This window comes from Candidatus Pseudomonas auctus (assembly GCF_048654275.1).
Classification (GTDB): Bacteria; Pseudomonadota; Gammaproteobacteria; order Pseudomonadales; family Pseudomonadaceae; genus Aquipseudomonas; species Aquipseudomonas pharyngis.
The window spans coordinates 52,777-67,100 of record NZ_JBJYZK010000016.1 but is presented as its reverse complement, the minus strand read 5'-3'; the positions used below and the strand labels follow the sequence as shown (position 1 = coordinate 67,100).

The 14,324-nt window shown below is 60.8% G+C and carries 16 protein-coding genes; 9 read left to right on the top strand and 7 right to left on the bottom strand.

Translation table 11 applies throughout. The features are described from left to right. The first annotated feature begins 138 nt into the window (after window positions 1-138). A complete protein-coding gene (locus tag ACKUG4_RS24295) occupies window positions 139-495 on the top strand; it encodes a hypothetical protein (RefSeq protein ID WP_445434994.1) in 357 nt (118 codons plus the stop codon). Between the two features lie 68 nt (window positions 496-563). Here the strand turns inward: ACKUG4_RS24295 and ACKUG4_RS24290 are convergent, their stop codons facing one another. The 5 genes from ACKUG4_RS24290 to ACKUG4_RS24270 all read right to left on the bottom strand — a co-directional run bounded on the left by ACKUG4_RS24290 (window position 564) and on the right by ACKUG4_RS24270 (window position 3,760). Next, complete coding sequence (locus tag ACKUG4_RS24290; protein ID WP_074688720.1) at window positions 564-926, bottom strand: DUF6124 family protein; 363 nt, start codon at window positions 924-926, stop codon at window positions 564-566. Between the two features lie 417 nt (window positions 927-1,343). Continuing rightward, complete coding sequence (locus tag ACKUG4_RS24285) at window positions 1,344-1,673, bottom strand: antibiotic biosynthesis monooxygenase family protein (RefSeq protein WP_085610624.1); 330 nt, start codon at window positions 1,671-1,673, stop codon at window positions 1,344-1,346. After that, the gene (locus ACKUG4_RS24280; protein WP_445434993.1) at window positions 1,670-2,665 is read right to left on the bottom strand and encodes a zinc-dependent alcohol dehydrogenase family protein; all 996 of its coding nucleotides are present in this window, start codon (window positions 2,663-2,665) and stop codon (window positions 1,670-1,672) included. The genes ACKUG4_RS24285 and ACKUG4_RS24280 overlap by 4 nt, the downstream gene beginning before the upstream one ends. Window positions 2,666-2,728: 63 nt before the next feature. Then, on the bottom strand, window positions 2,729-3,031 hold the full coding sequence (locus tag ACKUG4_RS24275; protein ID WP_007950555.1) for an ArsR/SmtB family transcription factor: 303 nt from the start codon (window positions 3,029-3,031) through the stop codon (window positions 2,729-2,731). 180 nt (window positions 3,032-3,211) lie between these two features. Beyond that, window positions 3,212-3,760, bottom strand: a complete 549-nt coding sequence (locus ACKUG4_RS24270) for a cytochrome b (protein ID WP_064597427.1) — start codon at window positions 3,758-3,760, stop codon at window positions 3,212-3,214. 205 nt (window positions 3,761-3,965) lie between these two features. Here ACKUG4_RS24270 and ACKUG4_RS24265 point away from each other — a divergent pair, with 205 nt between their 5' ends. The 7 genes from ACKUG4_RS24265 to ACKUG4_RS24235 are packed head-to-tail and all read left to right on the top strand — an operon-like array spanning window position 3,966 to window position 10,260. Beyond that, window positions 3,966-4,643, top strand: a complete 678-nt coding sequence (locus ACKUG4_RS24265; protein ID WP_445434992.1) for a thermostable hemolysin — start codon at window positions 3,966-3,968, stop codon at window positions 4,641-4,643. Beyond that, window positions 4,633-6,114, top strand: coding sequence for an AMP-binding protein (locus tag ACKUG4_RS24260; RefSeq protein WP_445434991.1), 1,482 nt, complete (start codon window positions 4,633-4,635; stop codon window positions 6,112-6,114). The genes ACKUG4_RS24265 and ACKUG4_RS24260 overlap by 11 nt, the downstream gene beginning before the upstream one ends. Then, window positions 6,111-6,785, top strand: a complete 675-nt coding sequence (locus ACKUG4_RS24255) for an iron-containing redox enzyme family protein (protein ID WP_064597433.1) — start codon at window positions 6,111-6,113, stop codon at window positions 6,783-6,785. Before ACKUG4_RS24260 ends, ACKUG4_RS24255 begins: the two co-directional genes overlap by 4 nt. Next, window positions 6,772-7,581: an SDR family oxidoreductase gene (locus ACKUG4_RS24250; RefSeq protein ID WP_445434990.1), complete on the top strand. Its 810-nt coding sequence runs from the start codon at window positions 6,772-6,774 to the stop codon at window positions 7,579-7,581. The genes ACKUG4_RS24255 and ACKUG4_RS24250 overlap by 14 nt, the downstream gene beginning before the upstream one ends. Continuing rightward, window positions 7,578-8,222: a tetratricopeptide repeat protein gene (locus ACKUG4_RS24245; protein WP_064597437.1), complete on the top strand. Its 645-nt coding sequence runs from the start codon at window positions 7,578-7,580 to the stop codon at window positions 8,220-8,222. The genes ACKUG4_RS24250 and ACKUG4_RS24245 overlap by 4 nt, the downstream gene beginning before the upstream one ends. Window positions 8,223-8,233: 11 nt before the next feature. Continuing rightward, window positions 8,234-8,896, top strand: coding sequence for a response regulator (locus ACKUG4_RS24240; RefSeq protein WP_064597443.1), 663 nt, complete (start codon window positions 8,234-8,236; stop codon window positions 8,894-8,896). After that, entirely contained in the window at window positions 8,893-10,260 is a 1,368-nt protein-coding gene (locus tag ACKUG4_RS24235; RefSeq protein ID WP_064597446.1) for an ATP-binding protein, read from the top strand. Before ACKUG4_RS24240 ends, ACKUG4_RS24235 begins: the two co-directional genes overlap by 4 nt. 21 nt (window positions 10,261-10,281) lie before the next feature. On the opposite strand, the gene ACKUG4_RS24230 is transcribed toward ACKUG4_RS24235, so the two are convergent. Then, window positions 10,282-11,544, bottom strand: coding sequence for an MFS transporter (locus ACKUG4_RS24230; protein WP_445434989.1), 1,263 nt, complete (start codon window positions 11,542-11,544; stop codon window positions 10,282-10,284). Window positions 11,545-11,642: 98 nt separating this feature from the next. Next, window positions 11,643-12,530, bottom strand: coding sequence for a LysR family transcriptional regulator (locus ACKUG4_RS24225; RefSeq protein WP_064597450.1), 888 nt, complete (start codon window positions 12,528-12,530; stop codon window positions 11,643-11,645). 133 nt (window positions 12,531-12,663) lie between these two features. Here ACKUG4_RS24225 and ACKUG4_RS24220 point away from each other — a divergent pair, with 133 nt between their 5' ends. After that, window positions 12,664-14,313 carry a GMC family oxidoreductase gene (locus ACKUG4_RS24220; RefSeq protein WP_445434988.1) on the top strand — a complete coding sequence of 550 codons (1,650 nt, stop codon included), beginning with the start codon at window positions 12,664-12,666 and terminating at the stop codon, window positions 14,311-14,313. The last annotated feature ends 11 nt before the right edge of the window (window positions 14,314-14,324 follow it).

Below are 14,324 nucleotides of genomic sequence, written 5' to 3'. Positions count from 1 at the left end.
GCCGAAGGGTGACAGCGGAAATCGGGGGGCGCAAGGCGTGGCCGCGAGCCAGCACTTGGCGCTCTTTCTCCCTGCCTGCAATGGTGGCGCCGAGCCACGAATGATATGGTTCAGCCTCAAAACCAGGGACGACACCTCGTGCACAAACAATGTCTGGCAGCAGCAGTAACCTTCGCCATCAGTTTTACCGCTCTTGCCTCTCCTGTGCCGCAGGAAGAGCTCGAAGAGTGCCAACGAATAGAAAACTCGGCCAAACAGGTCATGAAGACCAGGCAGCAAGGCGTGCCCATGGCTTCGGTGTTGGAACTGGCCGAAGCGGCAGGTAAGCAGAACGAGTATGTGGGTGAGGTGTTCAAGTCGTTGATTCGCGAGGCGTACGAGATTCCTCAATACTCAAGCGAGAGTTTGCAACAGAAAGCGATCAGAGATTTCCATTCCAATTTCTACAAGGCTTGCATCGTGACGGCGGAAAAGAGAGCAAACGCGAACGGCTGAGCTCAAACAAACAAAAAAGGGAGCAGATTCAGGTAATGAATCTGCTCCCTTTTTACTGAAGTACTGCCTTAGGTCTTCAGTTCGACGTTATCCAACGCCTGATTCACCGCCAATTCCCCAAGCATCACAATCTGCGCAATCCCTATCGCGGTCTTACGGTGAGCGGGCTCCAGCGTGGCCGCAAAGTTGTTCAGCATTTCGCTGGCCGAACCGAGAGATTCGCTGGCATTGGCGAGCAGGGATTCAGTGTCGTACGCCGGATTGGCCAGATACATCGGATCATGTTTGTGATGACTCCCCATAACCCGTTGCTGCGGAGTCAGGTAATGGTCGAGCGCGCGTTCGGCTGCCTCGTTCAGGGTTCGGGAGTCGGGGAATTTGTAGGGTGAAACCGGATCGGTTTCCGGGGGATTCGGTGTTGGTTTGATCATGGTGAAACTCCTGATTTTCAATAGGAGCTACCAGCATCACTTGCAGATGATGGGTGGCAGCCATGTGCGGGTCTGCAAGACCGGGAAACCAGGCACCCGGCAGACCCGAGGGTCTCCCGCACAAAGCCGCCATTGAGCGGACGCAAACAAGCGTCCTTTTGGCAGGCTGTGCGACTGGTTTTCCGGCGGGCTTGCAGACCCGATCACTGATGGGCAGTGACGGGAATCAAGTTACGGTCGGAGGTCCAGACGCACAAGCCGGCGGATTCTGTCTTAGGTGTAGGGGACGGCGCAAGGCGCTGTGGGCATCTGGGTGTGACTTCAGGACTGATTTAAACAACCAATGCGCGCCGCGTTTAACTCCGAGCAGAAGCCGGACTGTCACCCAGTCCGGCCCCCTCGTCACAAAAGCACATTTCAGTTTCCTGGCCAAAAAGCCCCATCACCTTCGCCAGCAGTAAAAGCCGCCCCTTCAATGTGATAAACCTGCGGCTCCTCCGAAAAATACCCCTCCAATCCCAGCATAAAGACCCTGTGGTCTTCCCCTGCTTCAAACTGCGTGTGAGCCTCAAGCGACTCCCACCGCACGATCAAATTGAGCCGCTCCGGCGTTTCAATCCCCTGCGCAAGCATGTGCCCGCCATACCCATTCGCGCGGCGGAGCAAAGGCGCAACCTCGGCAAATGCACGCCGGAACTCATCAACACGTTCTGCGTGAACAGGCAGCAAAGCGATCTCATAAATCATGACGCATCCCCCACGGAACCCGCCCGAAGCGACGGCACGACCGCAATCGCAATCTTCCCTTGAAGACCATTGTTAGGACTTTCCAGCCGCGCATGGGCCAGCGGAATCTCTGCAAGTGAATACACCGCGCCAACGTGGGGCCGCAGTTGACCGCGCTCCACCAGGGCACTCAATTCATCAAGCTTGCCGCGGTTCTGGCGGGTGAAAACGAAGTGATAGCTCGCGTTCTTGCCCCAGGCTTGGACGAGATTTTGTGGTTTGGCGATGTCGACGATCGAGACCACGCGGCCAAGTTGTGCGAGGGCGTCGGGGCTGCGCGCGAGGGTGTCGCCGCCGATAGTGTCGAATACCACGTCTACTCCGAGGCCATTGGTTTCCCGCAGGATGGCTTCGACGTAGTCTTCTTTTTCGTAGTCGATGATCACATCGGCGCCCATGCGGCGGACGAACTCGGTGTTTGCTTCGCGTGCGGTGGTGAACACTTTGGCGCCCATCGCTTTGGCGAGCTGGATGGCGACGTGTCCGACGCCGCCTGCGCCGCCATGGATCAAGATGCTCTCCCCCACTCTGAGCGCTGCCCGCACGATCAAGGCTTCCCATGCTGTCCCGCCCACCAGGCTCAGGCTGGCCGCTTCGAGATGGCTGAGCGAGGAAGGCTTTTTGCCGATGATGCTGGCGGACGCCACGTGGTACTCGGCATAGCTGCCGGGGCCGTCGAAGATTTGCGGCGTGTACCAGACTTCGTCTCCGGGGGCGAAAGCCGTCACGCCGGGGCCAACCGCTTCGACTACGCCGGAGACGTCATGTCCGGTGATGGCCGGCAGTTGCACCAGATCCGGATAGTCGCCGCGTCGGACCTGGTAATCCAGTGGATTGATCGAGGTAGCGTGAACCCGGACCAGCACTTGTCCCGCTTCCGGCACGGGTTTGGGCACGTCGCAGAGCGTGAACGATTCCGGGTTGCCAAATGATTCAAGCAGCATCGCTTTCATGGTGAATCCTCGTATCGACAATAAGGGATATCGAGATATCTCGATATCGTGCGGTAAATTTTTTTACAGCTCTTTCCCTATGACCTCGGCCAAGGCGCTGATGTTGGCTTCATTGCGCTTGTAGTAGGTCCACTGACCGATGCGCCTGACTTCAACCAGGCCCACACGCTGCAGCGTTGCAAGATAACCGGACACCGTTGACTGCGAGAGTCCGATGCCCTCTTGAATACTGCTCACACACACGCCCACCGTGTGAACGTCGCCCTCGTCCTGCGGGGGGAAGTTCTTTACGGGGTCTTTCAAGCCTTTCAGGATTTCAAGCCGTACCGGGTTTGAGAGTGCTTTGAATACTTCGATCAGGTCCATGCCGCGAGAATATCGAGATTATTCGATATGTCAATACGCTGTTTGACCAGCGGAAAACGAACCGCTGGCCGGATCATCGTGAAGATGTCCTCACTTCCTGTTGTCAGGCAACAGACTGGACGCTGATCGTGCGTTCGGCAACCTGCCCGGCAGACTGCCTTTGGCTTTTTGATAACGAACTCAACGCTGACGCAACGGCAGCATGCGCAGCAGCGTGTTGTCCCGCACCCAATAGTGATGAAACAGCCCCGCCGCCGCGTGCAGGCCGATCAGCCAATAGCCCGTACTGCCCAGCAGTTCATGCCAGTACTTGATCTGCTTGGCCAGATCCGGATTGACCGCCACCGGCGCCGGCACATGAAAGCCGAAATACGGAAAAGGTTTGTCGCCGGCCGCGAGCATCAGCCAGGCCAGCACTGGCGTGACAATCATCAGCCCATACAGGGCCAGGTGCATCAGGTGCGCGATTGCCGTCTGCCAGGCAGGCGGTTTGGGGATAATCGGCGGACGTGGCGTCAGGCGGCCAAACAGGCGCACCCAAACCAGAACAAAAATGCTCGCGCCGAACATTCCGTGCAGGCCCATTAACAGGCCTCGCGCTTCGCTGCCTCGGGGCATGAAGCCTTTTATTTCAACGCAGGCATACACGCCCACGAACAGCGCCAGCATCAGCCAGTGCAAGGTGATCGACAGTTTTCCATAACGGGGTGCGGCCAGGTCGCGGGTCATAGTTGCCTCGTGATTGTTGTAAGCGAAGGCCGATTCGTTCGGCTGTCTCGATCCGGTTGCCGGGTGGACCGACGGCGTCACCCTGCCGTGACAGTCTTAAGACAATCTGAAGATCCGTCGTTCGTTAACCTTTTTTCACCTTCAGACTTCGTTAAGAAATGGTCCGGATACTCCACTCAAACCTATTGAGGGAGGCGTTCAGCCCATGCCCGATTCTGACTGGAACATCTCCCTGCCCCTGCGTTTCGGCCAAGGCGAAACACCGCAGATGCAACTGTCGAGCGCCCCACCCGGCGACGCTCAACGAGCGGCGTTCGAAGCGTTTATTCAACAACGTTTTCGCAAGGCCCACGGCGCCGATATCCGCCATTTCATGCCCGAACTGTTTGGTGTGCACAACGACTCCGGCGACCTTTGCGCGGTTGCCGGAGTACGTCGTGCGCACCTTGAACCACTTTTTCTCGAACGTTACCTGGATGAACCGGTCGAGCCGTTGATCAGCGCGGCGGCAGACCATCCGGTGGAGCGCAGCGCGATTGTCGAAGTCGGCAACCTTGCCGCCAACGACACCGGCAGCGCGCGCCTGAGCATCATTGCCATCACTTACCTGCTGGCCATGGGCGGTCTGGAGTGGGTGACGTTTACCGGCAATATCGGGCTGGTCAACAGCTTCCATCGCCTGGGTCTGAAACCCGTGACGCTGTGCGCCGCCGACCCGGAACGCCTGGGCGATGACCGTCACCACTGGGGCAGTTACTACGAAAGCAAACCCTGGGTGCATGTCGGCAACATCCGCGCCGGTTTCATCCATCTGCGCAACATCGGTCTGTTCAGCCGGCTGGGATTGCCGACGTCTATCGAAGGAGCCTGCCATGTCGCTTGAACGGCAACGATTCCAGGAAACCCTGCGCAGCCATGCAGGGCGCAATGACAACGCTTTGGCATTGTGGGGCGACACGCTGAAAATCAGTTACACGTCGCTGTACGCCGAGGTGATGTACCGCCAGCAGCGCCTGCGCGATGAGCAGGTGACGGTCATCGCCCTGGCGCTGGACAACGGCGTCGAAGCCATACTCTGGGATCTGGCGGCGTTGTTTGAAGGCTTGACGTGCGTGACCCTGCCGCCGTTCTTCAGTCCGGCACAACGTGCCCATTGTCTGGAACAAAGCCAGGCCGAACGAGTGATCGCCGAACCGGAGCTGGAGCCAGAATTGCTCGCTGCCGGTTATGAACAACGCGGTGAATTCTGGTGCCGCGCCTTTGAAGGCCCGAACCGCCTGCCCGCCGGTACCGCAAAACTGACGTTTACCTCCGGCACAACCGGCACACCGAAAGGCGTGTGCCTGAGCGCCGACAGTCTGCTGCGGGTCGCTCGGGAGCTGGAAGAGGCCAGCAAACCCACAGCCCCTCAACATCACGTGGCGTTGCTGCCGCTGGCAATCCTGCTGGAAAACCTTGGCTGTTACGCGGCTCTGTACGCCGGCGCAACGCTGAGCGTGCCGAGCCAGAAAACCCTGGGCATCCAGGGCGCCAGCGGCGTCGACCTGCCGCGCTTGCTGGGCTGCCTGGCCCACCGGGCGCCCGAGAGTCTGATCCTGGTGCCGCAATTGCTTTTGCTGTTGGTCAGCGCTGCCGAACAGAAAGCCTTCGATCCGCAATCGCTGCGTTTTGCCGCCGTTGGTGGCGCACGGGTTTCCGAGGATCTGCTGCACCGCGCGCAACGAATCGGCCTGCCGGTCTACGAAGGTTACGGCCTGTCAGAGTGCGCCTCGGTGGTCTGCCTCAACCGACCCGGCGAACGTCGTCCGGGCAGTGTCGGGCGGCCCCTGCCCCATGTCGACGTGCGCCTTGCCGAAGACGGAGAGGTGTTGATCAAGGGCTCGACCTTGCTCGGTTACCTTGGCGAGCCGATGTACAGCGATGAATGGTGGCCCAGCGGCGATCTGGGCGAGTTCGACCCGGAAGGTTTTCTCTACCTCAAGGGCCGCAAGAAGCATCAGTTCGTTACCAGTTTCGGACGCAACGTCAACCCGGAATGGGTCGAGTCCGAACTGACTCAGCGCCAGCACATCGCCCAGGCCTTTGTATATGGCGAGGCCTTGCCGCACAACCACGCCCTGCTCTGGCCACATCGCCCTGATTGCACCGATGCACAACTGGAAGCCGCCGTCGCCGCTGCCAACGAGGCCTTGCCCGATTACGCCCAGGTGCATCACTGGACACGCCTCGAACAACCTTTCACGGCCACCAACGGCCTGCTCACCGCCAACGGTCGCCCCCGCCGCGAGGCAATCGTCACGCAGTACCGCGCCGTGCTTACCGAATCCGCCTTTTCCGAGGAATCCGCACCATGAGCTTTTTTGACACCTTGCAAGAAGCCACGCACCAGGAACGCCACGAGCTGTTCAATTTGCCGATCATCCTCGATGCGCTGCAAGGCAAGGTCAGCCTTGAAAGCTATCGCGCGTTTCTCGCCCAGGCCTACTACCACGTGCGCCACACCGTACCACTGATGATGGCTTGTGGTGCGCGCCTGCCGACGCATCTGGAATGGCTGCGCAAAGCCGTGTGCGAATACATCGAGGACGAATACGGTCATGAGCAATGGGTACTCGACGACATCGCCGCTTGTGGCGGTGATCGTGACGCGGTCCGGGACGGTCAGCCTTCGTTGCCGATCGAGCTGATGGTCAGTTTCCTTTACGACCTGATCGCCCGGGGCAACCCGGTGGGATTGTTCGGCATGGTGAATGTGCTTGAAGGCACCAGCATCGCTTTGGCCACACACGCGGCAGGCAGCATCCGCGAACGTCTGGCCCTGCCGGAAACGGCGTTCAGCTACCTCAGCTCCCACGGCTCGCTGGACATCGAGCACATGCAAACCTATCGCCGGCTGATGAATCAGCTGGAAGATCCGGCCGACCAGGCGGCGGTGATTCATGCCTCGAAAGTCGTCTATCGGCTCTACACCGACATGTTCCGAAGCCTGTCCCGTGACGCGGAGGTTCAACATGCAGCTGCATGAAGCCCGTGTGGTGCTGACCGGTGCCAGCGGCGGCATCGGGATAGCGATCACGCGTGCCCTGTGCGCCGCCGGTGCGCAAGTACTGGCGGTGGCGCGACATCAGGAATCGCTGCGCCCGTTGCTCGATCTTTACCCACAGAATCTGTGCTGGGTCGCTGCCGACCTGACATTCCTCAGCGACCGGCGCAAGGTAATGGCCGCCGCCGAGGCCATCGGCGGCATCAACCTGCTGATCAACGCCGCCGGGGTCAATCATTTCGCAATGCTGGAACAGCTCGACGACAGCGACATCAACGCCATGCTGGCGGTGAACATCGGTGCGCCGATCTGCCTGACCAAACTGTTGCTGCCGCTGCTCAAACAGGCCGACAGTGCCATGGTGGTCAACGTTGGCTCGACCTACGGGTCGATCGGCTATCCCGGTTATGCCAGTTATTGCGCAACCAAGTTTGCCTTGCGCGGATTTTCCGAGGCCTTGCGCCGAGAGTTGGCGGATACCCGGGTCGGTGTGTTGTACGTGGCGCCCCGCGCCACACGCACCAGCATGAACAGCCCCGCCGCCCAGGCATTGAACGATGCACTCAAAGCCAGCGTCGACGATCCGCAGGCCGTCGCCGCTGCGGTGATTCATGCGATTGCCGGTGATCGCCGCGACCTCTATCTGGGCTGGCCGGAGCGCTTCTTCGTACGCCTCAACAGCCTGCTGCCCAATCTGGTGGATCGCGGTCTGCGCAAGCAATTGCCATTGATCCGTCGCCTGAGTGAAAAAACCGAGAACGAGACGCCGAAACCATGAAAAAACTTCTCGCCTGTGTGCTGCTGGGCGCCCTCAGTCAAAGTGTCTGGGCGCTGGACGCTGCCGATCAACAACGCCTCAACAGCATCCAGCAGAGCTGGGCACACATCCAGTACGAAACACCGGAAAAACAGCGCGCCGCTGCATTTGAACAGTTGGCCGTCCAGGCAACGCACTTCGCCACCGAACGGCCGGCCGTCGCCGAGGCCTGGATCTGGAAAGGCATCGTCACCAGCAGTTGGGCCGGTGCCGAGGGCGGACTGGGTGCTCTGGGTAAAGCCAAGGATGCCAAAGCCGATCTGGAAAAATCCCTGACCCTGGACCCCAAGGCGCTGCAAGGTTCCGCCTACACCAGCCTCGCCGCGCTGTACGATCGGGTGCCCGGCTGGCCGATCGGTTTCGGCGACAGCGACAAGGCTGAGCAACTGCTCAAGCAGGCCCTGCAACTCAACCCTGATGGCATCGACAGTTTGTACTTTTGGGGCGATCACCTTTACCGTCAAAAACGCTACGCTGAAGCCAGAGCAGCGCTGCTCAAGGCCCTGCAAGCCGCTCCGCGCCCGGGCCGGGAAAGTGCCGATGCCGGGCGCCGCAAAGAGATCGCCGCGTTGCTGGTGGACGTAAACAAGAAACTCGACTGACAGGAGTCCGTGTGCGCTTATTACTGATCGAGGATGACGTGGCCCTCGGCGAGGGCATTCATCAGGCACTGGGGCGCGAGGGCTACACCGTCGACTGGCTCAAGGACGGCAGCAGCGCCCTGCACGCCCTGCTCAGCGAAACCTTTGATCTGGCGGTGCTCGATCTCGGCCTGCCACGCATGGACGGCCTGGAAGTACTACGCCGTCTGCGTAGCACTGGTTCTAACCTGCCGGTGCTGATCCTCACCGCCCGCGATGCCACCGAAGACCGCATTGCGGGGCTGGACGCCGGCGCCGACGATTACCTGATCAAGCCCTTTGACCTGGCCGAGCTCAAAGCCCGCCTGCGCGCCCTGCTGCGACGCAGTGCCGGACGCGCGCAGATGCTGATCGAGCACGCCGGCATCAGTCTCAACCCCGGCACCCAGCAAGTCAGCTATCTGGGGCAGCCGGTGGTGCTCACGCCCAAGGAATATCAGTTGCTGCACGAACTGCTCTCGCCGCCGGGTCGGGTCATGACCCGCGACCACCTCACACAACTGCTTTACGGCTGGAACGAAGAAGCCGAAAGCAACACCCTGGAAGTGCACATTCATCACCTGCGCAAGAAATTCTCCACCGACCTGATCCGCACCATTCGCGGCGTGGGTTATCTGGTGGAGGAGCGCCGATGACCTCGATCCGGCGCCGCACCCTGACCCTGATCATCGGCCTGATGCTCGCTGGTCTGACTGTGCTCAGCCTGTTCAACCTGCACGACAGCAACCACGAAATCGCCGAGGTCTACGACGCGCAACTGGCGCAGAACGCGCGTCTGCTGCAAGGCGTGATGCGCATGCCGTTGTCAGCGCCGGAACACACGAACCTGTATCAGGCCTTCAACTCGGCACTGGCTGAAGCCGTGCCTCGGGGCGATGGCCACCCCTACGAACGAAAACTCGCCTTTCAGGTGTGGAATCCCCAAGGCGAGGTGTTGGTACACACCGCCAGTGCACCCTCCTTCAGCACGCCGCCGATCCAGCCAGGCTTCAGCGACGTGGAGGATCTGAACAAGCGCCACTGGCGGGCGTTTGTCCTGGAAGACAAACAGAACGGTTTGCGCATCTGGGTGGGTGAACGTGGCGACGTGCGAGCGGATCTGGTTGACCGGATCGTCCGCCATACCCTGTGGCCGAACGTAATCGGCAGTCTGGTCCTTGCGGCGATGATCTGGCTGGCCATCGGCTGGGGGCTCAAGCCGCTGGCCAATATGGCGGCGACCCTGCGCGCCCGCCACAGTGGCGCTCTCGAACCGCTGCAACTGACGCCGCTGCCCAGCGAACTGGAACCGATGCAAGCCGCACTCAACCGCATGCTTGCGCAGATCCAGGAAGTGCTCGGTCGGGAACGCCGGTTCATCGCCGACGCCGCCCACGAAATGCGCACGCCGCTGGCGGTACTGCGGGTACATGCGCAAAACCTGCTGGAGGCTGGCACCGAGCAGGAACGTCGCGAGTCACTCGAATTTCTGATCGCCGGGGTGGATCGCACCAGCCGACTGGTCAATCAGCTACTGACCATGGCCCGCCTCGAACCCAAGGCCAGTGCGCCTGCCAACCAACGCATCGACCTTGGCGACACCGTGCGCAACAGTCTGGTGCAACTCACGCCATGGTTGCTGAGCAAACATCTGGAACTGGCCTTTGACGTCAGCGACCAACCTTTTCCAGCGTTCGCCGATGCTGCCACCATCGACATTGCCTTGAACAACCTCATCACCAACGCCGCCAACTTCTCCCCGGAGCAAGGCGTGATCAGCGTGCAATTGACCCGCGTCGACGGTTTTTACCATTTGGACGTTGAAGATCAGGGCCCGGGTATCGATGAAACGGACCGGGCGCGATTGTTCGAGCGGTTCTACAGCCGGGGCAACCCCGAGGGCGCGGGCCTGGGGCTGACCATCGTCAATACCATCGCCACCCGTCTGGGTGGGCGGATCACACTGCAAAACCGGGTCGAGGGAGGCCTGCGGGCGACGCTGTCGATTCCCGCCGGTTGAACGGGTCTTGGGACCGTTGAGTCAAGGCGTAACCATCCGCGACGCCTTGCTTTGCAGTGCCATTGAGTCGGCATTGGAACCCGATACTGTCTCGGGCACCGCCACCCAAAGCAGCACCAGCGCTACCAGCGCCACGGCCGCCAAGGTCAGAAACCCGGCGCTGTAACCGGCCTCTTGAACCACGATGCCCGCCAGACTGTTGCTCAATGCCGCGCCCAGTCCGAACACTGTCGAAATCGCCCCCAGACTGACGTTGAAGTGGCCGGTCCCCAGCGTCAGGTCTTTCACCACCACCGGAAACAGCGCGCCGAAAATCCCCGCGCCGATGCCATCGAGCAACTGCACCGAAACCAGCCACCACGGATCGTTCGACAGCACATACAGCACACCGCGCAACGGCAAAATTAGAAACCCCGCCAACAGCAACGGCTTGCGTCCCCACAGATCGGCCTTCGCCCCCACCAGCAGCGCGACCGGCACCATCACCAGTTGTGCCGCGACGATGCAGGCAGACGTGAGCGGTGTGGCCATCTGCAGATTGGCCTGCGCCAGTTTCTGGCTCACCAACGGCAACATCGCCGCGTTCGCCAGATGAAACAGCGCACAGCAAATCGCGAACATCAGCAGCGGCTTGTTGGTGAGCAACACGGACAAGCCCGAAGGCTGTTTGCCCTGCCCCGTTTCGCTGGGTGAAAGACCTCGGGCGAGATCGTGGTCAATCGCGTCGGCCGATACGAACGAGACGGCAATCACACTGGCCAGCGCCATGACCGCCATCAGATAAAACACCGCAACCGGACCGAACAGGTACGCCGACAGACCGGCCAACAACGCGGCGCAGGCGTTGCCGGCGTGGTTGAAGGTTTCGTTGCGCCCGGTTCTTCGCGTGAAGGCGCGCGGCCCGGTGATGCCAAGGGTGATCGCGCAAATGGCCGGCGCGAAAATCGAAGCGGCGACGGCACTGATGGCTTGCGTCACGGCCACCAGGGTAAACGACGTCACGAACGGCAGCAGCAGACAGCTTCCGGTCACCACCAGTGCGGCAATCGCGATCAACGCCCGTTTGAAGCGTGTGCTGTCGACCAGCGCGCCTGCCGGGGTCTGGGTGATGAGCGCGGCGATCCCGGCGATGGTCATGACCAGACCGATACTCGCCGGCTCCCAGTGGTGAACCGCCAGCAGGTAAATCGCCAGATAAGGACCGAGCCCGTCACGCACGTCGGCGAGGAAGAAATTCAGGCTGTCGAGGGACAGGTTATTGCGGTGATCGAGGTGAGTGGCCACGGGAAACGTCTTCGTTGTCGAGGTTCTGCGTGATGACTCAACCTCCGCAAATCGAATGACCTTTTGCCGGGCGTTTTAGTTGCATGAAACCGCTGTCTTTACTGGCCCATCAACAACTCGCGCTCGCCTTCGCAAAGCCCCACCACGTAATCCCAGACCACCCGCAACCGTACCGACTTGTGCAACTCGCGCCGCGTGCTGATCCAGTAACTGCGCTCGATGCTCTCATCCGGCAACAGCGCCACCAGATCCGGGTCCGACGCGGCCATGTAGCAAGGAAGTACCGCAATCCCCAACCCCGAGCGCGCCGCCTGCTGCTGGGCGATCACGCTGGTGCTGTGAAACACCACCCGTGGGTTGCGGCAGAAGCTGTTGAGAAACATCAGCTCCTGACTGAACAGCAGATCATCGACGTAGCCGATCCACGCGTGCCGTCCGAGATCTTCGCGACTGCGCAGCGGCGGTGAATTATCGAGATAGGCGCGGCTGGCATAGAGCGCGAGCCGGTAATCGGTGAGTTTACGGGTGACCAGCATGTCCGCCGCCGGCCGCTCCAGGTGAATGCTGATTTCCGCCTCGCGGTTGAGGATGCTGACGAAGCGCGGTACCGCCACCAGTTCCACTTCCAGTCCCGGGTAACGCTCGAACAACCCGATCATGCGGCTGGCGAGAAACATGATGCCCAGCCCTTCTGTCACACCGACGCGAATCTTGCCCAGCGGCGCCGTGGACTGGGTGATTTCTTCCTGAGCCAGCAGCGCGACATTTTCCATGGCTTCGGCATGTTTGAGCAGCGCCTCCCCCGCCGGAGTCATTTCGTACCCCTGGGCGTGCTGGACGAACAACGCGGTGCCAAGGCTTTTTTCGATGGCCTCGATATGCCGGGCGACGGTGGCGTGCGTGGTGTTCAGGCGGCGGGCAGCGGTGAGCAGGCGGCCGCTGCGCTGCAACTCGAGAAAGAACCGCAGGTCGTTCCAGTCGAACATGGCTTGTCCTTGTCGGCTATCGTCAGGGAACGCTGTTTGAAAACGCACAGCGGCTGCGCAAAAACTAACATTCTTTTGACGAAAGCTAACAACTAGGATGACCGACAACAAAAACAATAAGCGAGGTCAGGGAATGCAGACTTCCCTCGATGAGTTCGATTACATCGTGGTCGGTGCCGGGCCGGCCGGATGTTTGCTGGCCAATCGGCTATCGGCGGATCCGCAGCAGCGCGTGCTGTTGCTGGAAGCCGGCGGGCGCGACAACTATCCGTGGATTCACATCCCCGTGGGTTACCTGTTCTGCATCGGCAACCCGCGCACCGACTGGTGCTTCAAGACCGAAGAACAACCGGGCCTCAACGGCCGCGCGCTGAGTTATCCGCGCGGCAAGGTGCTGGGCGGCTGCTCGTCGATCAACGGCATGATCTACATGCGTGGTCAGGCAAACGACTACGACGGTTGGGCTGCCGAGGGCAATCCGGGCTGGGCCTGGAATGACGTGCTGCCACTGTTCAAGCAGAGCGAAAACCACTTCGCTGGCGCGGCGGATTTTCATGGCGACAAGGGTGAATGGCGAGTCGAACGCCAGCGCCTGTCGTGGCCGATTCTCGATGCCTTCCGCAGCGCTGCCGAACAGAGCGGCATCGCCAGCATCGACGACTTCAACCAGGGCGACAACGAGGGTTGCGGCTACTTTCAGGTCAATCAGAAGGCCGGGGTGCGCTGGAATGCGGCGAAGGCGTTTCTGAAGCCGATTCGCGATCGGGCCAATCTCACAGTGTTGACCGACATCGAGGTGGATCGAGTGCTGTTCGAGGACGGTCGCGCCTCGAAAGTCAGTGCCCGTTGGCAGGGTCAACAAAAGAGCTTCAAGGCGCGCAAGGAGATCGTGTTGTGCGCCGGCTCCGTGGGCTCGCCGAGCATTCTGCAACGCTCCGGAATCGGGCCGCGCCCGCTGCTGGAAAAGCTCGGGATCGGTGTGGTGCATGAACTGCCGGGCGTCGGCGGCAATCTGCAGGATCACCTGCAACTGCGGCTTATCTACCAACTGGAAAACGCCCGCACCCTCAACCAGATTGCCGGCAGCATGTGGGGCAAGATGGGCATGGGCCTGCGTTACCTGTACGACCGCAGCGGGCCGTTGTCGATGGCACCGAGTCAGCTGGGTGCGTTTGCCCGTTCCGGGCCTGAGCAGACCTCGGCCAACCTCGAATATCACGTGCAGCCGCTGTCGCTCGAGCGTTTTGGCGAGCCGCTGCACAGCTTCCCCGCATTCACCGCGTCGGTGTGTGATTTACGGCCGCAGAGCCGGGGCCGGGTCGAGATCCGCTCCGCCGATCCGCAAACCGCGCCGCTGATACAGCCCAATTACCTCAGCCATCCCGAAGACCTGCGCGTGGCCGCCGACGCGATTCGCCTGACCCGGCGCATCGTCAGCGCCCCCGCCCTGCAAGCTTTCAATCCGGTGGAATACCTGCCCGGCGCCAGTCTGCAAACCGAAGAACAACTGCACGAAGCGGCGGCGAAGATCGGCACGACGATTTTCCATCCGGTCGGCACTTGCCGCATGGGCAACGACGCGGACGCCGTGGTCGATGCGCAGTTGCGCGTGCATGGCGTACCGGGGCTGCGGATTGCCGATGCGTCGATCATGCCGCGCATTACCTCGGGCAACACCTGTTCGCCTACGCTGATGATTGCTGAAAAAGCGGCACAGCTTATTCTCAACCCAACCGCCCGGAGTTTTCCCGCCGAAGAAAAAGCACTGACCGCACTCTCTTGACCAAAGGAACA